Annotated in this window: 22 protein-coding genes; 12 read left to right on the top strand and 10 right to left on the bottom strand. The window is 70.1% G+C overall.

Going from position 1 to position 19,751, the window contains the following annotated elements; genetic code table 11:
- Positions 1-56 precede the first annotated feature (56 nt).
- The 3 genes from ACXJJ3_RS41960 to ACXJJ3_RS41950 form a co-directional block, all read right to left on the bottom strand.
- A complete protein-coding gene (locus ACXJJ3_RS41960) occupies positions 57-1,049 on the bottom strand; it encodes an ABC transporter permease (protein WP_458167675.1) in 993 nt (330 codons plus the stop codon).
- 230 nt (positions 1,050-1,279) lie between these two features.
- A complete protein-coding gene (locus ACXJJ3_RS41955) occupies positions 1,280-2,851 on the bottom strand; it encodes an ABC transporter substrate-binding protein (protein WP_458167674.1) in 1,572 nt (523 codons plus the stop codon).
- 66 nt (positions 2,852-2,917) lie between these two features.
- The gene (locus ACXJJ3_RS41950) at positions 2,918-3,571 is read right to left on the bottom strand and encodes an HAD family hydrolase (protein WP_458167673.1); all 654 of its coding nucleotides are present in this window, start codon (positions 3,569-3,571) and stop codon (positions 2,918-2,920) included.
- 187 nt (positions 3,572-3,758) lie between these two features.
- Between ACXJJ3_RS41950 and ACXJJ3_RS41945 the strand changes: the two genes are divergently transcribed.
- The 3 genes from ACXJJ3_RS41945 (at position 3,759) to ACXJJ3_RS41935 (ending at position 6,617) form a co-directional block, all read left to right on the top strand.
- Positions 3,759-4,607 carry a PAC2 family protein gene (locus ACXJJ3_RS41945; protein WP_458167672.1) on the top strand — a complete coding sequence of 283 codons (849 nt, stop codon included), beginning with the start codon at positions 3,759-3,761 and terminating at the stop codon, positions 4,605-4,607.
- Between the two features lie 332 nt (positions 4,608-4,939).
- Positions 4,940-5,716: a L,D-transpeptidase gene (locus ACXJJ3_RS41940; RefSeq protein WP_458167671.1), complete on the top strand. Its 777-nt coding sequence runs from the start codon at positions 4,940-4,942 to the stop codon at positions 5,714-5,716.
- Between the two features lie 10 nt (positions 5,717-5,726).
- On the top strand, positions 5,727-6,617 hold the full coding sequence (locus tag ACXJJ3_RS41935; RefSeq protein ID WP_458167669.1) for a hypothetical protein: 891 nt from the start codon (positions 5,727-5,729) through the stop codon (positions 6,615-6,617).
- Positions 6,618-6,658: 41 nt separating this feature from the next.
- Here the strand turns inward: ACXJJ3_RS41935 and mshC are convergent, their stop codons facing one another.
- The gene (gene mshC / locus ACXJJ3_RS41930) at positions 6,659-7,879 is read right to left on the bottom strand and encodes a cysteine--1-D-myo-inosityl 2-amino-2-deoxy-alpha-D-glucopyranoside ligase (protein ID WP_458167668.1); all 1,221 of its coding nucleotides are present in this window, start codon (positions 7,877-7,879) and stop codon (positions 6,659-6,661) included.
- A 102-nt stretch (positions 7,880-7,981) separates the two neighbouring features.
- Here mshC and ACXJJ3_RS41925 point away from each other — a divergent pair, with 102 nt between their 5' ends.
- A complete protein-coding gene (locus ACXJJ3_RS41925; protein ID WP_458167667.1) occupies positions 7,982-8,674 on the top strand; it encodes a DUF6882 domain-containing protein in 693 nt (230 codons plus the stop codon).
- On the opposite strand, the gene ACXJJ3_RS41920 is transcribed toward ACXJJ3_RS41925, so the two are convergent.
- The 3 genes from ACXJJ3_RS41920 to ACXJJ3_RS41910 are packed head-to-tail and all read right to left on the bottom strand — an operon-like array spanning position 8,671 to position 10,752.
- Entirely contained in the window at positions 8,671-9,465 is a 795-nt protein-coding gene (locus tag ACXJJ3_RS41920) for an SCO1664 family protein (protein WP_458167666.1), read from the bottom strand. The genes ACXJJ3_RS41925 and ACXJJ3_RS41920 overlap by 4 nt on opposite strands.
- Entirely contained in the window at positions 9,462-10,043 is a 582-nt protein-coding gene (locus ACXJJ3_RS41915; protein ID WP_458167665.1) for a DUF3090 domain-containing protein, read from the bottom strand. Before ACXJJ3_RS41915 ends, ACXJJ3_RS41920 begins: the two co-directional genes overlap by 4 nt.
- Positions 10,044-10,056: 13 nt before the next feature.
- Entirely contained in the window at positions 10,057-10,752 is a 696-nt protein-coding gene (locus ACXJJ3_RS41910) for a histidine phosphatase family protein (RefSeq protein ID WP_458167664.1), read from the bottom strand.
- A gap of 61 nt (positions 10,753-10,813) precedes the next feature.
- Between ACXJJ3_RS41910 and corA the strand changes: the two genes are divergently transcribed.
- Positions 10,814-11,785 (top strand): magnesium/cobalt transporter CorA, encoded by a 972-nt coding sequence (corA, locus tag ACXJJ3_RS41905; protein ID WP_458167662.1) that lies wholly within the window; start codon positions 10,814-10,816, stop codon positions 11,783-11,785.
- Positions 11,786-11,792: 7 nt separating this feature from the next.
- On the opposite strand, the gene ACXJJ3_RS41900 is transcribed toward corA, so the two are convergent.
- Together ACXJJ3_RS41900 and ACXJJ3_RS41895 are read right to left on the bottom strand one after the other, a co-directional pair.
- Positions 11,793-12,620, bottom strand: coding sequence for an undecaprenyl-diphosphate phosphatase (locus ACXJJ3_RS41900; RefSeq protein ID WP_458167661.1), 828 nt, complete (start codon positions 12,618-12,620; stop codon positions 11,793-11,795).
- Positions 12,620-13,672, bottom strand: coding sequence for an LLM class F420-dependent oxidoreductase (locus tag ACXJJ3_RS41895; RefSeq protein WP_458167659.1), 1,053 nt, complete (start codon positions 13,670-13,672; stop codon positions 12,620-12,622). Before ACXJJ3_RS41895 ends, ACXJJ3_RS41900 begins: the two co-directional genes overlap by 1 nt.
- A gap of 51 nt (positions 13,673-13,723) precedes the next feature.
- On the opposite strand from ACXJJ3_RS41895, the gene ACXJJ3_RS41890 reads away from it, so the two are divergent.
- From ACXJJ3_RS41890 to ACXJJ3_RS41870, 5 genes are all read left to right on the top strand, one after another.
- Positions 13,724-14,665, top strand: a complete 942-nt coding sequence (locus tag ACXJJ3_RS41890; protein WP_458167658.1) for an aldo/keto reductase — start codon at positions 13,724-13,726, stop codon at positions 14,663-14,665.
- Between the two features lie 21 nt (positions 14,666-14,686).
- A complete protein-coding gene (locus ACXJJ3_RS41885) occupies positions 14,687-14,872 on the top strand; it encodes a DUF5703 family protein (protein WP_130385444.1) in 186 nt (61 codons plus the stop codon).
- A gap of 77 nt (positions 14,873-14,949) precedes the next feature.
- On the top strand, positions 14,950-15,408 hold the full coding sequence (locus ACXJJ3_RS41880; protein ID WP_458167656.1) for a MarR family winged helix-turn-helix transcriptional regulator: 459 nt from the start codon (positions 14,950-14,952) through the stop codon (positions 15,406-15,408).
- Positions 15,405-16,223 (top strand): ABC transporter ATP-binding protein, encoded by an 819-nt coding sequence (locus tag ACXJJ3_RS41875; RefSeq protein WP_458167655.1) that lies wholly within the window; start codon positions 15,405-15,407, stop codon positions 16,221-16,223. The genes ACXJJ3_RS41880 and ACXJJ3_RS41875 overlap by 4 nt, the downstream gene beginning before the upstream one ends.
- Positions 16,183-16,992: an ABC transporter permease gene (locus tag ACXJJ3_RS41870; RefSeq protein WP_458167653.1), complete on the top strand. Its 810-nt coding sequence runs from the start codon at positions 16,183-16,185 to the stop codon at positions 16,990-16,992. The genes ACXJJ3_RS41875 and ACXJJ3_RS41870 overlap by 41 nt, the downstream gene beginning before the upstream one ends.
- On the opposite strand, the gene ACXJJ3_RS41865 is transcribed toward ACXJJ3_RS41870, so the two are convergent.
- A complete protein-coding gene (locus ACXJJ3_RS41865; RefSeq protein WP_458167652.1) occupies positions 16,873-18,150 on the bottom strand; it encodes an MFS transporter in 1,278 nt (425 codons plus the stop codon). The genes ACXJJ3_RS41870 and ACXJJ3_RS41865 overlap by 120 nt on opposite strands.
- Positions 18,151-18,223: 73 nt before the next feature.
- Here ACXJJ3_RS41865 and ACXJJ3_RS41860 point away from each other — a divergent pair, with 73 nt between their 5' ends.
- Together ACXJJ3_RS41860 and ACXJJ3_RS41855 are read left to right on the top strand one after the other, a co-directional pair.
- Positions 18,224-19,084 carry a LysR family transcriptional regulator gene (locus ACXJJ3_RS41860; RefSeq protein WP_458167651.1) on the top strand — a complete coding sequence of 287 codons (861 nt, stop codon included), beginning with the start codon at positions 18,224-18,226 and terminating at the stop codon, positions 19,082-19,084.
- A gap of 42 nt (positions 19,085-19,126) precedes the next feature.
- Positions 19,127-19,747: a lysoplasmalogenase gene (locus ACXJJ3_RS41855; protein ID WP_458167650.1), complete on the top strand. Its 621-nt coding sequence runs from the start codon at positions 19,127-19,129 to the stop codon at positions 19,745-19,747.
- The last annotated feature ends 4 nt before the right edge of the window (positions 19,748-19,751 follow it).

Here is a 19,751-nt window from a genome sequence, read left to right as displayed (position 1 = left end):
CTCTTCTTGCACCCCTTTATTCGTGAGAGCCCAGGCTCCCTGGTTGGAGAGAAGTCCTACCGCGACCGCGGGTCGAGCGCGTCGCGCAGCCCGTCGCCGAACAGGTTGAAGGCCAGCACCGTGACGAAGATCGCGAGGCCGGGCGAGATCATGTACCACGGGTCGACCGCGTACCACTTGGCCGCGATCGAGAGCATGTCGCCCCAGCTGGCGGTCGGGGGGCGGACACCGACACCCAGGTACGACAGACCGGCCTCGAAGAGCACGTTGGTCGGGATCAGCAGCGTCGAGTAGACCAGGATCGGCGCGATCAGGTTCGGCAGCAGCTCGGAGAACAGGATGTACGGCCGCCGCGCACCGAGGCTGCGGGCCGCGTCGACGAACTCCCGTTCGCGCAGCGACAGCGTCTGGCCGCGGATGATCCGGCCGATGTACGGCCAGCTGAAGAAGCCGATGATGAACACGATCAGCGCGACCCGCAGCGCGTCGCCGCTGAGCCCGAGGATCGAGTCCGGGACGGCGCCGACCAGCGCCAGCGCGAAGAGCACCAGTGGGAATGCCAGGAAGATGTCCATCAGCCGGCTGATCAGGGTGTCGACCCAGCCGCCGAAGTACCCGGCGACGATGCCCATCACGACGCCGATCACCACCGACAGCAGCGTGGCCAGGAACGCGATCAGCAGCGAGATCCGGGCGCCGTACACGATCCGGGCGAAGATGTCGCGGCCGTTCACCGGCTCGACGCCGAGCGGGTGGTCCCAGCTGATCCCGCCGAACTTGCCGATCGGTGTCTGCAGCGAGGCGTCGACCAGTTCCTGGTGGAAGTCGTTCGGGGTGACGCCGACCAGTTTGGTGATCAGCGGCGCGAAGATCGCGACCAGGATCAGGAACACCACCACACAGCCGCCGGCGATCGCGACCTTGTCGCGCTTCAGCCGCATCCAGGAGATCTGCCACAGCGACCGGCCCTCGATCTTGCCGGCACCTTCCAGCAGCGCCTCAGGCTGGGCTGACGCTGATCCGGGATCGACCTCGAGTGGCGCGCTCACGCGATCTGTACCCCTGCCTCGTTCGTCGGATGAACCGGAACGAAATCCGGTATGACTGCCGCCTTAACCTGCCGCCATTACAGCCCGGAGTCAAACGCGGAAAGTGCTGCGTTGCCCGATCGTGATCGTCAGGAAATCGTCCCGTATCGTGGACAATCCGCAGTAAACCACGGTGTCGCACCGACGGTCGCCGGGACCTCGCGAACCGTTACTGCCATGGCATTTTTGTGTCAGTGCCGTAATCCGGACAGATACAGGAAAGACAGCGGGTCGAGAGCGCTTTTCACGTTCTCCAGTTCCTTGCCGGCAACCACCGTGACCTGTCCCTGCCAGGTCGGAATCACCGGCGCGTCCCGCGCGATCACTCCCTGTAGCTGGCCGATCAGGAGGTCGCGCTGCAGGCTGTTCTGCTCACCCCGTTGCTGCTGCAGCAGCTTGGTCGCCTGCGCGGACCGGTACCCGTTCGTCGCGAACGCGCCGTCGGTCGCGACGAACGGCCGCAGGTAGTCGTCCGCGTCCGGGTAGTCCGGCGTCCAGCCGGTCATGAACATGTCGTACGCCCCGGCCGCGGCGGCCACCTGGTACTGCGGCCACTCCGCGCTCCGCAGCGTCACCCGGAACAGCCCGGACGCCTCCAGCTGCCGCTTCAGCTCCAGCACTTCGGCCTTCGCGCCGACGCCGTACTGCGAGGGCGTCCAGCCGACCGTCAGCGGCACCGGGACGGCGATGTTCGCGTTCTTCAGGATCGCGGCCGCGGCGGTCTTGTTCGGCTGCTTGTACTCGGACCGGAACGCGTCCACCTGCCCGCCGAAGCCCGGCGGTACGACGGAGTACAGCGGCGTCACGTGGTCGGCGTACGCCGTCTTCGCGATCGCGGACCGGTCGATCACCTGCGCGACGGCGCGCCGGATCGCCGGGTTGCGGGACAGCAGCGACTTCATCTGGAACGCGTACAGCCGGATCTCCGCGCTGCCCGCGTCGACGACCTGCACGCTGCTCGCGGTCCGGAGCTTGTCGAGCAGCACCGGCCCGAGACCGTGGAACGCGAGGTCGGCCTTGCCGGTGGAGATCTGCTGGTAGAGGTCCTGGGCGTTCGGGACCGTGGTGATCGCGACACCGTCGTTCTGCGCGGCGCGCGGGCCGTGGTAGTTCGCGAACTTGGTCAGCGTGACCTCGGAGCCGGGCTTGAAGTCGGCCAGCTGGTACGGGCCGCTGCCGACTGCCTTGTCCTGCAGCAAGGCGTCCGCCGGGTACGACTGCTCGTCGACGATTGCCGCGGCTGTCGTGGTCAACAGGTACGGCAGCCGGGCGTCCGGGCTGGTCAGGTTGTACACCGCCGTGAGCGGGTCCGGAGTACTCACCGACTTCACCGACGCGAACAGCGGGGCCAGTCCACCGGGCGTCCTCAGCTTCACGAGCCGGTCGAAGCTGAACTTCACGTCCGACGACGTCAGCTCGTGCCCGTTCGCGAAGGTCAGGCCTTCCTTCAGGCTGCAGGTGTACGTCGTCGGCGAGTCGAACTGGCAGTCCGCCGCGTCCGGCACCGGCGTGGGCTTGTCCGGCAGGATCGTCAGCAGCGTCTGGTACAGGTTCGCCTGGACGGTCCGCGAGGACACGTCGTACGCCCCGGCCGGGTCCAGCGAGGTGACCGAGTCCGTGGTCGCGAGCCGCAGCAGCACCGGCTTCGGCGTCTGCTCCCCCGAGTGCGGGGCGTTGTCGTCCGGTTCACCACAGGCAGCCAGGACCATCCCCAGCGCGCCCACAGCCACGGCCGCCGACACTCGGCGCACCCACTCGCTCACCGTCTCACCTTTCCCCAGCCCACAACCGCAACAACGCCCCCGAGGGCCACAAGTGACGGTAGCCCGTCAACGGAGCAGCGCGCGCAAGGACTCCGGTGTCAACGGCTCCAGCGACTTCACCACGAGCCGCCTCGGGGCGTCCGGGATGCTGATCCACTGCGGTACGGCGACGACGTACATGCCGGCCGCCGTCCCGGCCTGGGTCCCGGTCATCGAGTCCTCGATCACCACGCAGTACGCCGGATCCACGCCGAGCCGCTCGGCCGCCGTCAGGTACGGCTCCGGGTGCGGCTTGCCCAGCGTCACCTCGTCACCGGCCACGATCACGTCGAACGGATCCGGCGGCAGATGCCCGAGCACCGCGTCGATCATCGTCCGGTACGACGCCGACACCAGGCCGCACGGAATCTCCTCCTTGCGCAGCGCCTGCAGCAGTTCGAGCGCGCCGGGCTGGAACGTGACCTCCCGGCGGAGCGCCTCGACCACCTCGGAGAACATCCGCTCCGCGAGCTCCTCGCCGGTGATCACGCCGTCCGGGATGCGCGCCATCCAGACCTTGACCGCGTCCCGCAGGTCGCTGCCGATCAAGGTCATGCAGTCCTCGAGCGTCCAGGTCGTACCGAGTTTCGCGAGCAACTCGATCTGCACCTCCGCCCAGACCTTCTCGGAGTCGACCAGCGTCCCGTCCATGTCCCACAGCACCGCTTGCAGGGCCGGCAACTACAGCTCCTCTTCGTCGTCTCCCGAGATCACGTCCGCTCCATTCTCCCTGGTCGGCCGCGACACGTTCCGCCTGGGGTGAAACGGACCGCATGACCCCGTCTCAGCACGTAGGCTTGCAGTCCGGATTCCGGCGGCTGACCAGACAGTCCCGGTGTGGGCTACAGAGACGACAGGGGGCCTGCGAGTGGTTGACCTCGCGAACCTGAGGGACCCGGTCGTGATCGCCGCGTTCGAGGGCTGGAACGACGCGGCCGAGGCGGCCACCGGAGCGGTCGACCACCTGATCGACGAGTGGGACGCGGAGCTCGTCACAGCCATCGACCCCGAGGACTACTACGACTACCAGGTGAACCGGCCGCGGGTCTCGATCGACGACGACGGCGTCCGGCAGCTGACCTGGCCGACCACCCGGATCTACCTGGCCCACCCGGACGACACCGGCCGGGACGTGCTGCTGATCCGCGGCGTCGAGCCGAACATGCGCTGGCGGGCGTTCTCCCGGGAGCTGCTGGAGCTGGTCGACGACTCGAACGCGCAGGTCGTCGTGGTCCTCGGCGCACTGCTGGCGGACGCCCCGCACACCCGGCCGATCCCGGTGTCGGCGTCCTCGTCGGACGAGGAGCTGACCGCGGCCTGGAGCCTCGAGCCGTCGACGTACGAAGGACCGACCGGGATCACCGGTGTGTTCGCCGACCTGTGCAGCACGCTCGGCGTGCCGGCGGTGTCGATCTGGTCCGCGATCCCGCACTACATCGCCGGTACGCCGTGCCCGAAGGCGTCGCTGGCGCTGCTCGGCAAGGTCGAGGAGTTGCTCGACCTGACCATCCCCGAGGGCGAGCTGCCCGAGCTCGCGCGGGCCTGGCAGCGTGGCGCCGACGAGCTCAGCGAGGAGGACCCGGAGGTCGCGGAGTACGTGCACTCGCTCGAGGAGCAGCGCGACACCGCCGACCTGCCGGAGGCCACCGGCGAGGCGATCGCGGCCGAGTTCGAGCGCTACCTGAAGCGCCGCAACAAGAACCACCCAGGCGAGTAACCCGAACCCGCCACCCGCGGGGTTGACCCCTCAGCTGGCGGGTTCCCCGCCCGCATACCACCACCCCAACCCACCACCTCCGAGGTTCGCCTCTCCGCTGGAGGGTTCGCCCCTCACCTGGAGGGTTCGCCTCTCCGCTGGTGGGTTCCCCGCCGGCACACCGCCAGCCCAACCCGCCATCTGAAGGGTTGGCGCCTCAGGTGGTGGGTTCGCGCGGGCGTAACTTGGGTTGGGTGTGGACCGTTGTTACCAGTGGGTTTATATTCGACCGGACAGCTGGGGGGTGACGGGCTGCCGTCGCCGGGATCACTGGGAGCTACGACATGCGGGGCATGCGCAACGAGCGGGGCGGTAGCTCGGTCCCTGCGCTGGCCGTGCTCGTTCTGCTCGGGGTGGTCGCCGCGATCGGGATCTTCGGCAACAAGGCGAGCCAGGCGAAGACGGTCGACCTCAGCACGCTGACCGCGTCGACCACAGCCACCACGATCCCCACCGCGCCGCTCGACGCGTCGCCGTACTCCGGGACCGGCGGCGTCGTCGTGCACCCGCGGCACGAGGTCGCGCTGTTCGCGTCGCCGGACGCGAACGACGCGTTCGGGAAGATCGCGCCGACCCAGTTCGGGCCGACCTGGCTGCCGGTGGTCGACCAGGCCGACGGCTGGGTGCGCGTGCTGCTGCCCTCCAAGCCGAACCGGTCCACCGGGTGGCTCCAGGACACGGACCTCGACCGGGCCAGTTCGTCGTACCTGATCCGCGTACACACAAGCTCGCGGACGCTGGAGCTGTTCCTGGACAACAAGAGCCTGGGCAGCTGGAAGGCCGGGGTCGGCGCGAAGAAGACGCCGACGCCGCCCGGCCGGACGTTCCTGCTCGGCTCGATCATCGACCACAAACGCTCGGCGTCGCCGATCGTGCTCCCGTTGGGTGCGCACAGTCCCACCTTGGACACGTTCGGTGGCGGACCTGGTACCGTCGCGATCCACGGCTGGCCGAATCCGCACGTGTTCGGTGCGGCGATCAGCGCGGGCTGCGTCCGGGTGCCGAAGACCGCGCTCGCCGAACTGCAGAAGGTTCCGCTCGGGACGCTCGTCCTGATCGACAGCAAATAAGGAGATTCCGATGCGACGACAGTTGGCTCCGACGGCGCTGACGGCTGCGGCCGTGGCCGGCGTCGTGACGTTCAGCCTGGTCGCGAGCGCCCCCGTCGGCAACGCGGCGGCCCGCCCGTCCTCGGCGTACGCCGTGAGCGCCGAAGGGCAGGTGCCGGTCGCGAAGACGCCGTACGCCGAGTCCCTGGACGGCAAGCGGCAGACGACCTCCGCGCTCGACCTGCCGAAGAACCCGCTGATCTCGGTCCGGGCCGGTACGGCGACCGCGGGCAACGACTCGGCGTCGGTGGAGCTGTTCGACATCGTGATCGGGCCGGACATCCTCAGCCAGGTGAAGATCCCGCCGGAGCTGAAGCAGCAGTGCGCGAGCCTGCCGTCGACCGGCGCGCAGGACCTGCCGGTGCCGAACCTGCCGCTGCCGGACCTCGGGCTGCCGCTGCCGAAGCTGAGCACCGCCGACCTGCCGGTGAAAAACCTGCCGGACCTGTGCAACCTGCTGCTCAACCCGCCGAAGTCGCTGCTCGCGATCGACTCGCTGAACGTGTGGTGCTCGGGTGACACCGGCGGCATCGACATCGGCTCGCTGACGCTGCTCGGCCAGACCGTCAAGCTGCCGACCACGAAGCAGGGCGCGAGCCTCCCGTCGAACCCGCTGGCCTCGATCAAGGTCAACAGCCAGGCGAAGCACTCCGACGGCGCGTTCACCGTCACCGGCCTGAGCATCAACCTGGCCGGCGCCGAAACCATCAACCTGGCCTCCGCCACCTGCGCCAAACCGGCCGCCAAGCCGAAGCCCACCCCCAAGCCCCCGGTCGACCACCCGGCCCCGCCCCAGGTGAACACCCCGCCCGCGGCTCCGGTCCCCACCCCCGTGAAGACCCACCAGGCCGTCACCGGCTGACAAATGCGCCCCTCGACCAACCCGGTCGAGGGGCTCTCTGGTTAAAGCTTCACACCAAGCAACGCGTCACTGGCTTGGGCGATCAGCGCGGGAGCTTCTGCGTCGTCACCTTCGGCGTCCGACCACGCGTCGATTGCCGCGAGGGCCGCAGCTCCGTCGAGGTCATTGGTGAGGGCCGCGCGTACGGCGTCCACGACGGCCGCGCCGTCGGGTCCCGACGGCCGGGCCACGGCTGCGCGCCACCGGGCGAGGCGGGCCGTCGCCTCGGGCAGGTCGGAGTCGGTCCAGAACCAGTCCGTGCGGTAGTGATGCATGAGCAGCGCCAGCCGGATCGCCATCGGGTCGGCCCCGGCCTGGCGTTCCTTCGAGACCAGCACCAGGTTCCCCTTGGACTTCGACATCTTCTCGCCGTCCAGCCCGACCATCGCCTGGTGGACGTACGCCCGCGCGAACGGGTGCTCCCCCGTCGCGACCTGCGCGCCGCTGGCCGACATCTCGTGGTGCGGGAAGATCAGGTCCGATCCGCCGCCCTGCACGTCGAACGTCATCCCGAGGTACTTCAGCGCGATCGCCGAGCACTCCACGTGCCACCCGGGCCGGCCGCGGCCGAGCGCCGAGTCCCACGCCGGCTCCCCCGGCCGCTCGTGCCGCCACAGCAGGCTGTCCAGCGGGTCCTGCTTGCCCTCCCGCTCCGGATCCCCGCCGCGCTCGGCGAACAGCTCCGTCATCGTCTCCCGGTCGTACCCCGAGACCCTGCCGAACGCCGGATCCGTCTTCACCGCGAAGTACAGGTCGCCGTCCACGGAGTACACCGCGCCCGCGCGCCGCAGGTCCTCGACAGCGTCCGAGACCAGGTCGATCGACTCGACCACGCCGATGTAGTGCTGCGGCGGGATCACCCGGAGCGCGGTCATGTCGTCGCGGAACAGCTGGATCTCCCGGGCCGCGAGGTCGGTCCACTCGACACCGGTCGCGGTCGCGCGCTCCAGCAGCGGGTCGTCGACGTCGGTGATGTTCTGCGTGTAGACCACGTCGTACCCCGAGTCCCGCCAGAGCCGGTTGATCAGGTCGAACGTGACGTACGTCGCCGCGTGCCCCATGTGCGTCGCGTCGTACGGCGTGATGCCGCACACGTACATCCGCGCCGTCTTCCGGTCGCCGGCCTCCACCTCGACCAGCCCGCCGGAGGCGGTGTCGTAGAGGCGTAGCCGCCGGGCCGGCCCGGGTACGTCCGGGATGTCTGGTTTCGTCCACGCCTGCATGTGTCGGAGCTTATGCCAGTCCGATTTTCAATGACGCGACACGGTTCCATTCCGTGGTCCGGGTGCCGGGGTGCACCCCGGCGGCGGCTACCCTCACGGGCGATGACTGCCGACTTCAGTGCCGAGTTCCGGGCGTACGGCGGCTGGGTCGCCGCCGCCGCGATCCAGCAGCAGGACCTGTTCAACGACGTCGTGGGGCCGGACTCGCTCCAGGCCGACCTGACCGAGCGGACGCTCAGCAGCGAACGCGGCGTGCTGGGCGGCATCACGCTGCTCGGCAGCTTCTCCGAGGTCGACCGGACCTGGCTGTGGGGCTGGGCGAACCCGGGCTTCGGGCCGGACGCGCCGGCGGTCGCGCCGACCGGTGTGATCCGGGAGTTCGGGGAGCGGCACGCGATCGCGGAGTTCACCGCCGAGAGCCTGGAGCTGGGCGGGTTCGAGCAGCCGGCGCAGGCCGCGATCATGCTCGCGATCACGGCCGGCACGGTCCTCGGCGGCCGCGGCGTCTGGTCGACCGCGATCAACGAGGGCCGCGGGCACGTGTACCTGCACGTCGCGGACGAGCAGCTGCCGCAGGCGGGTTTCGACGCGATCGCCACGCCGCGGCTGCTGATGACCGCGGTCAGCGTGTTCCCGGGCGATCACCGGCAGGTCGTCCGCGGCTACTTCCAGCACTTCGGCCTGACGACCGACGAGGGCCCGGCGGTGATCCACGGTACGGCGCCGTCCGGCAGCACGATCACCGTCGACTTCGACGAGCACGGCCGGATCGGCAACGTCTCCGTCCAGCCCTAGAAGGCCGGCCAGGGAATCGCGGGCCATTCGTCGCTCGGGTACGGGAAGCTCCCGGTCTTCAGCAGCGCCGCACAACGCTCCCGCGTCGCTGTCAGCTCGACCGTGGTGATCAGCTCCGACAGCTGCTGCCCGAGCGCCCCGGCCAGCTCGCCCGCGAGCCGCCGTACGTCCTCCAGCAGCTCGTCCGGGATCGGGTCACCGGCCCAGCCCCACAGCACGGTCCGAAGCTTGTCGTCGGCGTTGAACGTGACCCCGTGATCCACGCCGTAGACGCGCCCGTCCCCCGGGTTCAGCACGTGGCCGCCCTTGCGGTCCGCATTGTTGACCACGGCATCGAACACGGCCATCCGGCGCAACGCGTCGTTGTCCGCGTGCACCAGCGTCACCGGGTTGTGCCGCCCGTCCAGCGCATCCAGTACGCCGACCCAGCCCTTCGGCACCCGGCCCTGCGGGACGATGTCGACCAGCTCGGTCTCCCCCGCCGCCGGCTCGGCCTCGTCGATCCACAGCTGCACCATGCCGACACCGAGCGGCCCGTCGCGCAGCAGCGTCGGCGGTACGACGTGCCACCCGAGCGCCTCGGACACGACGTACGCCGCGAACTCGCGCTGGGCGAGCGTGCCGTCCGGGAAGTCCCACAGCGGGCGCTCCCCCTCGACCGGCTTGTAGACGACCGTCGCGGAGGCGCCGGACAGGCTCACCGAGCCCTGGTAGGTACCGTTCGAGGCGGCGACCAGGCGGCCGTGCAACGAGAGCTCTCCGAGCGCGAGCAGCTCCGGGTCGATCGTCATTCCGGCAGGTGCCTGCGGTAGCCGTTGGCCCGTGGGCAGATGTGACCGTCGGCGTCGATCGGCCGGCCGCAGAACGGGCAGCTCGGCCGGCCGGACGCGACCAGCGCGACCGCCCGGCGGGCGAACGCCCGGGCCTGCTCCTCGGTGATCCGGACCACGAACACCTCGGCGTCGTCGGACTCCATCGCCGCGGTGACCGGGTCGGGCTCCTCGTCCTCGAGCTCGCTCGGGTCGACCGCGACCACCGCGAACACCTCGATCACCACCCGCTCGGCGTCGGCCTCCCAGGCCAGCGTCATGGTGCCGGCCCGGAACTCCTCCTCGATCGGCTGCTCGAGCGGCGCGTTGTCGTCCGAGCCGGTCTGCGTGACCGGGTCCCGGTCGAACCGCCGGGCGACCTCGTCCAGCATCACATCCAGCCGCTCCGCGAGCGCCATCACCTGTTCCTTTTCGCAGGCGACCGAGGTCAGCCGGTGCCCGGCCCGGGCCTGCAGGAAGAAGGTCCTCGCACCGGGCTCGCCCACGGTGCCGGCGACGAACCGCTCGGGGTCGTCGTAGGAGTGCACAACTCGCGCCATACCCCTGACCCTATTACCGTCCACCGACGACTGCGTCCGAGGACCGCTTCTTCGGCTTCGCTTTCGCTGACGGCTTAGGGACCAGCGAGGCGAGCTCGCTGCCGGAGTCGTTCAGCCGGACCAGGAACGGGCGGGTCGCGGTGTAGGTGATGATCGTCGTCGACGCGGTGTCCACGACGATCCGCTGGAACGTGTCCAGGTGCTGACCGAGCGCGTCCGCGACGATCGCCTTGATCACGTCGCCGTGCGAGACCGCGACCCAGATCGCGTTGTCGCCATGGCTTTTCGCCAGCTCCGCGTCGTGTGCGCGGACCGCGTCCACGGCTCGTTGCTGCATACCCCGCATCGACTCGCCGCCGGGGAACGTGACCGCCGACGGGTGCTGCTGGACCACGGCCCACAACGGGTCCTTGGCCAGCGCGGAGATCTTCTGCCCGGTCCAGTCGCCGTACCCGCACTCGGTCAGCCGCCGATCCGTTGCCGGACGCAACCCTTGGTGGTACTTCGCGATCGCGGCCGCGGTCTGCTTGCAGCGCTCGAGCGGCGAGGTGACGAGCGCGGCCAGCGGCAGCTCGGCCAGCCGCTCCGCGACCGCGGCGGCCTGCTGGACACCGGTCTCGTCGAGTTTCACGCCGGGCGTCCGGCCGGCCAGGGTGCCGGAAGTGTTCGCGGAACTGCGGCCGTGGCGGACCAGGATCACCGTGGGCATGGACTGCACGTTAGCGGGTCGTACCAAGTGCCGTGCAACGGCCGGGTGCAATGATGGGCTGGTGATCGTGGACTGCGGGGTGTACGCCGCTGGGGAGCGCCAGCAGCTGCCCAAGGACCCCGAGACCGTTGCCCAGGCCCTCGACGACGACGGCGAGAGCTTCGGCTGGATCGGCCTGCACGACCCGTCGGACGCCGAGATGCAGCGCGTCCAGGGACTGTTCGGCCTGCACGACCTGGCCGTCGAGGACGCGCTGCAGATCCACCAGCGCCCGAAGGTCGAGCGGTTCGGCGACACGATCCTCGTCGTACTGCGGACCCTCTGGTACGTCGACGAGGGCGACGCGGTCGAGACCGGGCAGGTGACCGCGTTCATCGGCCCGCGGTACGTCGTGACCGTCCGGCACGGCGAAGGCGGCGAGCTGGCCACCACCCGGCACGAACTCGAGGCCCGCGCGTCGATGCTCGGGCACGGGCCGGCCGCCGTGCTGTGGGCGATCTGCGACGCGATCGTCGACGATTACGAGACCGTCGCGGAGCAGGTCGAGATCGACGTCGACGAGATCGAGTCGTCGGTGTTCTCGCCGGAGCGGACCAGCGACGCGGAGCGGATCTACCGGCTGAAGCGCGAGGTGCTGGAGATGCGCCGCGCGATCGACCCGCTGCGGGAGCCGATGGAACACTTCGCGCACGGCGTCGCCGGGCTCGGCCCGAAGGCGAGCCCGTTCTTCCGCGACGTGGCCGACCACCTCAGCCGGGTCTCCGACCAGGCCGAGGCGATCGACACACTTCTCACGTCCGCGCTGAACGCGCATCTGGCGCGCGTCTCGGTGCAGCAGAACGACGACATGCGGAAGATCTCCGCCTGGGCCGCGATGGCCGTCGTACCGACCATGCTGGCCGGGATCTACGGCATGAACTTCGACAACATGCCCGAACTCCGCTGGCACTTCGGGTACTACGGGATCCTGCTGGTGATGGCGGTCGTCTGCCTCACCATGTACCGCTTCTTCCGCAAGGTCGGCTGGCTCTAGAAACGGGTCAGGTGGCGCTGATGGTGCTCGTCGACAGCAGCATCAGCAGAACGACGCCGAGCAGCACCCGGTAGAACGCGAACAGCTCGATCGAGTGCTTGGCGACGAACCGCAGCAACCAGGCGATCGACGCGTACGCGACCACGAAGCTGACCACCGTGCCGACCAGCAGCGGTACGGCGCCGACCGACCCGCCGAGCGCGTCCTTCAACTCGTAGACGCCCGCGCCGGCCAGCGCCGGGATGCCGAACAGGAACGACACCCGGGTCGCCGCGACCCGGTCCAGGCCGCGGAACAGGCCGGCCGAGATCGTCGCGCCGGAGCGGGACACACCCGGGATCAGCGCCAGGCACTGGACCAGACCCATCACCAGCGCGTCCAGGAACGTGATCCGGGTCAGCGGCCGTTCCTTGCTGCTCAGCCGTTCGGCGGCGACCATCACGGCCGACCAGACGATCAGCGCGCCGGCCACCCACCACAGGCTGCGCAGCGGCCCGGAGATCAGGTCCTTGGCGAGGAAGCCGACGATCCCGATCGGCAGCGAGCCGGTGATCACGTACCAGCCCATCTTGTAGTCGAACTCGCCGCGCCGCTCGGGCTTGGCCAGGCCGCCGACCCAGGCGCCGATGATCCGGACGATGTCCTTCCAGAAGTACAGGACGACCGCGATGATCGCGCCGACCTGGATCACCGCGGTGAACCCGGTGATCGACGGGTCGTCGATCTTCAGGCCGAGCATCTTCGACACGATCGTCAGGTGGCCGGTGCTGGAGACCGGCAGGAATTCGGTCAGGCCCTCGACGATGCCGAGGATGATGGAGTCCCAGATCGTCATCAGTGGCCGACCCCGGACAGCTCCAGCGCCTCGGCGGCGGTCCGCAGGTCCGCGATCCGCTGCTCGACGGTCGACGCGAACGGCGTCAGCGCGACGGTGGTCGCCCCCGCCTCGGCGTACGCGGTGAGCTTCTCGGCCATCCGCTCCTTGCCGCCGAGCAGCGAGATCCCGTCCAGCAGCCCGAACGGTACGGCGGCCATCGCCTCGCGGTGCTTCTTGTCCAGGTACAGGTCCTGGATCTGCTTCGCCTCGTCGGCGTAGCCCATCCGGACCGCGAGGTCGTTGTAGAAGTTCTTCTCCCGGCTGCCCATGCCGCCGATGTACAGGGCGGCGTACCCACGGACCGGGTCCGCCGCGGTGTGGACGTCGTCGCCCGTCATCAGCGGCGTGGTGACGACGACGTCGAAGCCGTCGAGGTCCTTCTGACGGACTTGCCGGCCCGTCGTGATGTGCGTCAACTGCTCTCCAAGGAAGCCTGGGTCGTTGAGGATCCCGAGCCAGCCGTCGGCGATCTCGCCGGCCAGCTCGAGGTTCTTCGGGCCGACCGCCGCCAGGTACACCGGCACGTGGTCGCGGATCGGCCGCACGGTCAGTTTCAGCGCCTTGCCCGGTCCGTCGGGCAGCGGCAACGTGAAGTACTTGCCCTGGTACGCGACGGTTTCCCGGCGCAGGGCGGCGTTCACGATGTCAACGTACTCACGGGTCCTGAGCAGCGGCTGAGAGAACCGGACCCCGTGCCAGCCCTCCGACACCTGCGGTCCGGACACGCCCAGACCGAGCCGGAACCGGCCGTTCGAGAGCCGGTCCAGGGTTGCGGCGGTCATCGCGGTCATGGCCGGCGTCCGGGCCGGGATCTGGAAGACCGCGGCGCCGACGTCGATGGTCGTGGTCTGGGCGGCGATCCAGCTGAGCAGCGTGGCGGCGTCCGAGCCGTACGCCTCCGCGGCCCAGGTGACCGCGAAGCCGAGCGCCTCGGCCTCCTTCACCAGCCTCAGATGGTCCAGATGGTCCTCGCCGCCGAAGACGAAGCCGATGTTGAGTCCGAGTCGCATGACTGGCGAGCCTAGCGAGAGGTTGTCGGTGGCCCGCAATAGGCTCGGGGTATGCAACAGCGCTATCTCGGTCACAGTGGACTCGCGGTGAGCAGGCTCGGCCTGGGCACGATGTCGTGGGGCCGGGACACCGACGAGCACGAGGCCCGCGAGCAGCTGGCCGCCTTCGTGTCCGCCGGCGGCACGCTGATCGACACGGCCGCGGCGTACGGCGACGGTGACAGCGAGCAGCTGATCGGGTCGCTGCTCGGCGACGTGGTCGACCGTGACGACGTGGTGATCGCGACCAAGGCCGGATTCAGCGTGCGCCGCGGCGAGCGGATCACCGACACCTCGCGCGGCGCGCTGCTGCGCGACCTGGACGGCTCACTGCGGCGGCTGAACACCGACTACATCGACCTCTGGCAGCTGCACACCTGGTCCGACGACGTGCCGCTGGAGGAGACACTCTCGGCTCTGGACCACGCCGTCAGCGCCGGCAAGGTGCGGTACGTCGGCGTCTCGAACTACGCCGGCTGGAAGTCCGCGCGGGCGGTCACCTGGCAGCAGGCGTGGCCGGGCCGCGCGGTGCCGGTCGCCAACCAGGTGGAGTACTCGCTGCTCGCCCGGGACGCCGAGGTGGACGCGATCCGGGCGGCCGCCGGGCTCGGGATCGGCATCATCGCCTGGTCGCCGCTGGGCCGTGGCGTGCTGACCGGGAAGTACCGGACCGGCATCCCGGCGGACTCCCGGGCGGCGTCTCAGCATCTGTCCAGATTCGTCGACCCCTACCTCGACGCCCGGTCATCGGGCATCGTGGAAGCGGTCGCGCGAGCCGCCGACGGGCTCGGCTGGACCCCGCTCGAGGTGGCGCTCACCTGGGTGCGGGACCGGCCGGGGGTGTCGGCGGCGATCGTCGGGGCCCGGACGGCACTGCAACTGAAGTCCGTGCTGGGAGTGGAGGAGCTCACATTGCCGCCCGCCATCGTCGCGGCACTGGAGGATGTTTCCTGAAGTCTGCAGGTGGAGGTGTGGATGGCCGAGTACGAACTGCAGCAGTTCGAGGTGTCCAGGACGGAGTCCCGCGGGGCGGTGCGCAAGCTGCTCACCGAGCACGCGGAGTACGGCGGTTGGGAGCTGGCAAGGCTCCGGCGTTATCCGGACGGTTCCCGGCGGGTGTGGTTGCGCCGCCGGATCATCCGGGTGATGCGGACCCTCTGAGGTACTGAGCAAGGCCCGGGTGAAATCCGGGCCTCTCTGCTGGCACAATATCTCTGCTACAGAGGTATTCTTGGATCATGACCGAGGTCCTCGCCGAAGAACTGCTGGCCGCGCTCGGACTGGTGCGCCGGCACCTGCGCCGGTCCGTCGGCCGCCCGTTCCCGCTGTCCGCGCTGTCCGACTCGCAGTCCGAGCTGATCCGCACCGTCCGGCGGAACCCGGGCATCTCGGTCGCGGAGGCCGCCGCCGAGCTCGGCCTGGTCGCGAACACGGTCTCGACCCTGGTCGGCCAGCTCACCGAGCGCGGCCTGTTGCAGCGCACTCCCGACGAGGCCGACCGCCGGGTCGCCCGGCTGACCCTGACCGATCCGGCCCGCGAACAGGTCGAGGCCTGGCGCGACCGCCGGACCGCGCTGGTCACCCGCACCCTCGACGACCTGGCCCCGGCAGATCGGGCCGCGTTGCAGTCCGCCCTGCCGGTCCTCGCCGTACTGGCCGAACGTCTCCATCCCGAAGAGCAGAAGGAGCGCGTATGAGTGCGGAACCTGCGGTCGAGGTCACCGGGCTGAGTCACCGGTTCGGCGATCACCTTGCGGTCGACAACCTCGACCTGACCGTCTCCGCCGGTGAGTGCTTCGGGCTGCTCGGTCCGAACGGCGCGGGCAAGACGACCACGTTGCGGGTGCTGAACACGCTCTACCCGCCGCAGACCGGGAGCGTCCGGATCTTCGGGCGGGACGTGCACACCGACGCGATGGCGGTCCGCCGGATGCTCGGGTACGTACCGCAGCAGTTGTCGATCGAGGGTGCGCTGTCCGGCCGCGAGAACGTCTCGTGGTTCGCGCGGCTGTTCGACGTGCCGCGGCGGGAGCGGGCCGCCCGGGTGGCCGAAGTACTCGAGATCGTCGACCTGACCGACGCCGCCGACCGGCTCGCGTCGACGTACTCCGGCGGGATGGTGCGCCGGCTCGAGCTGGCGCAGGCGCTCGTCAACCGGCCCGCGCTGCTGGTGCTGGACGAGCCGACGGTCGGGCTCGACCCGGTCGCGCGCGACTCGGTGTGGGCCCGCGTGCAGGAGATGCAGGAGCGGTACGGGATGACCGTGCTGCTGACCACGCACTACATGGAAGAGGCCGATCTCCTCTGCGACCGGGTCGCCCTGATGCACCTGGGGCAGCTGCGCGCGGTGGGTACGCCGGCATCGCTGAAGGCCGAGCTCGGACCGGACGCGAGCCTCGAGGACGTGTTCCGGCACTTCACCGGCGAGAGCCTGGAAGGCCGTCATGGTTCGGACAAGGGAGGTCTACGCGATGTCCGTGGCACCCGTCGTACGGCCCAGCGTCTGGGTTGAGTCTCCCCCGCTCCGGCTGCTGTCGAGGATCGGCACGTTCTGCCTGGTCGAGCTGCAGAAGCTCCGGCACGACCGGACCGAGCTGGTCACCCGGGCGATCCAGCCGGTGCTCTGGCTGGTGATCTTCGGCCAGACGTTCAGCCGGATCCGGGCGATCCCGACCGGCAACGTCCCGTACCTCGACTACCTGGCGCCCGGGATCATCGCCCAGTCGGCGCTGTTCGTGTCGATCTTCTACGGCATCCAGATCATCTGGGAACGCGACGCCGGCATCCTCACGAAGCTGCTGGTGACGCCGTCGCCGCGGTCGGCACTGGTCGCGGGCAAGGCGTTCGCGGCCGGCGTCCGGACGATCTCGCAGGCGATCGTCGTCCTGATCGTCGCCGCGCTGCTCGGCGTCAGCCTGACCTGGAATCCACTGAAGCTCCTCGCGGTCCTGGTCGTGGTCGTGCTCGGCGCCGCGTTCTTCTCGTGCCTCTCGATGACGATCGCCGGGCTCGTCCTGCGTCGCGACCGCCTGATGGGCATCGGCCAGGCGATCACGATGCCGCTGTTCTTCGCCTCGAACGCGCTGTACCCGGTCTCGCTGATGCCGGGCTGGCTGCGCGTGGTCTCCCACGTCAACCCGTTGACCTACGAGGTCAGCGCGCTACGAGGCCTGCTGATCGGACAACCCACGACGTACTGGCTCGACTTCACGGTCCTGATCGTTGCCGCCTTCGCCGGCATCTGCGCCGCCTCCGCGCTGCTCGGGCGGCTCGCTCGCTAGCCGGCACCTGACCAGGATCAGTACGGCGACCGTCGAGGTGACGACCCCCGCGCCGACCAGCGACGGCGCGGCGCCGACCGTGGCGATGATCGGACCGCCTGCGAGTAGTCCGGCGGCGCTGCCCGCGTTGACGACGACGCTCTGCCCGGCGAGCAGGGTCCGGCGTTCGGCACCGGCCGAGGACCGGGTGATCAGCACCGAGATCGCGGCGATGCCGATCACCACCGCGACGCCGGACAGCGCGCCCGTCAGCGCGACCACGGTCGGGGTGGTCCACAGGCCCATGCCGATCCAGCACAGCCCGGACCAGCCCCACGCGGCGACGGCCGTGAGGACGGGGTTGGTACGGCGTACGACGTGCAGCGAGATCGCGGTGCCGATCAGGGAGCCGACGCCGTACCCGGTCATGCCGGCGGCGAGGTAGACGCCGGGACGTCCGCGTTCCTCGCCGAGGACGGACAGGCCGAGGGTGAACGCGAACCAGGTGACGCAGCCGGTCCCCCGGACGATCCAGCCGTACAGCACCTCACGCCGTCCTTGCAGACTCCCGCGGATGGACGGCGGCGCGACCGTGACCCCGACGGTCCGCTCCGGCTGGACGGTGCAGGCCAGCAGACCGGCCGCGAGGACGGCGGCCGCCTCCGTCCACAGCAACTCGTTCGTGAAGCCGAACCCGACCGCGAGCGCGCCGACGGACGGGCCGACCAGCATGCCGACGCGGCGCAGGCCGTCCTGCCAGGTCAGCAGCATCACCGCCCGGCCCTCGCCCCACCGGTCGCCGGTGTCCGCGAGCAACGCCGCCCGGCCCGGCTGTGCCAACGCATCGCCGCAGCCGAGCAGCAGGCCGCTCAGCACGAGCAGCACCGGTGACAGCACACCGAGAGCAGCAGCCGTCGGAACGGAGGCCAGCGCGATCGCCGACACCAGTGCGACCACAGCCAGTCGCGGGCCGGAGTCGATCCATTGCCGGGCCTTGCGGGCCCACCACGGCGACAGCAGCACCGGTACGCCGGCCGCGCCGCCGACGAGCCCCGTCGCCGCGACCGACCCTGTTTCGCGGAGGATCACCAACGGCAACGCGACCTGTGCGAGCCGGAACGCGAAGTCCGCCGTGCCGCTGCCTGCCAGCAGTGCCAGTGCCTCGGTCCGTGCTCGCATGCCTTGAATTCTTGGTGTTCCGGCGGGATCCGGGTAGCTGGTTCGGCTTGCCTGCTTGCCATAGGCTGAACCTATGGCCTCATTACCCTCGGTCGAGGACCTGCGGCTGGTCCAGGCCGTCGCCCGGACCGGCGCGGTCGGCCCGGCGGCCCGCGAGCTGCGCATCTCGCAGCCGTCCGCGTCGCAGCGGCTGTCCCGCCTCGAACGGCTCTGCGGCACCAAGCTCTTCGAGCGCGACACCCGCGGCGCCCGCCCGACAGCGGCCGGTGCCGAGCTCAGCCGCCGCGCGGACCACATCCTCGGCCACCTCGAGGAGGTGTACGCCGCTACCCGCGCGGCCGCGGCCGGCCGGCGGCTGGTGATCGGTACGTTCAACAGCATCGCGCCGATCTTGTTCCCGATCCTGGACGCCGACCTGCCGGACATCGAGATCCAGCAGCAGGTCGACCACGGCCACTTCCTGGTCGAACGCGTCGCCGAGGGCACGATGGACGCCGCCTTCATCGCGATCGCCGAGCAGATGTCGCTCCCACAGGGCACCGTGTCCCGCCGCGTCGGCCACGACGAGCTGGTCCTGTTCGTCCCGCCCGGCGCCCGCCCTCCCGGCCGTGGCCGGCAGCCGCTGAAGGACCGCCCGATGGTGTTCTCCACCTACGACCGCGGCAGCGAGGACATCCACGACCGTCTCGCCGCCCTCGGCGCACTCCCCCGCCGCGGCGTCACGCTCAGCACCACCGTCGCGATGGCCCGCCGGCGGTGCCACCTCGCCCTCGTACCGCGCACCGCCCTGGCCACCGAGCTCCGCCCCGGTGAGCACCTGATGCCGGCCCCGTTCCGCTACCGCCTCACCCTGTCCGTCGTCACCACCCCGACCCCGCCGAAACCGCTGATCGCCCATCTCCCCGAGCTCCGGGCGACGTTGAACTTGTCGTGAACTGCGGTGTGTCGGGTCGGCGGGTGTTGCAGACTCGATGGCATGAACCTGGGGCGGTTGGCGCGTGGGCAGCGGGTGTTGGCGGGGTTCTGGGGTGCGACGGTGGTGCATGTGGCCGCAGTCGCGGTCGACGTACGGATCCTGAAGCAGGCCAGCAAGGCGACGTTGATGCCGTTGCTGTGGCAGTGGTCGCGGACGCAGGACGCGCCGCCGCTGCTGCAGGCGGCGTTGCTCGCGTCGGCGGCCGGTGACCTGCTGCTGGAGACGGATCTGCAGCTCGCGGGGATCGCGGCGTTCGCGGCGGCGCATGCGTGCTACCTCGCGGTGTTCCTCGCCGATCCGGCGCAGCGGTCGTGGCGGGTGCTCGCGGCGTACGCGGCACTCTGGGCGGCGCTGATCGCCGTACTCGCCCCGTCGCTCGGCAACCAGCGGGTGCCGATCGCCGTCTACGCCTTGTTGCTGACGGCAACCGCGGTGGCGTCGCGCTGGCACAACCCGCGCAGCGGTGCCGGCGGCGCGCTGTTCCTGCTCTCGGACGCGCTCATCGCGCTCCGGATGGCCGGCCGCGACTTCCGCGGACGGGACGCGCTGGTGATGTCGACGTACACCGCCGGGCAGTATCTGCTGGTCTCGGGTGTGACCACAACTGGTCATCCGCGTTGACCCA

It is taken from the genome of Kribbella sp. WER1 (assembly GCF_054189145.1).
The sequence above is the reverse complement of the archived record's forward strand: the minus strand, read 5'-3'. Positions and strand labels throughout refer to the sequence as shown.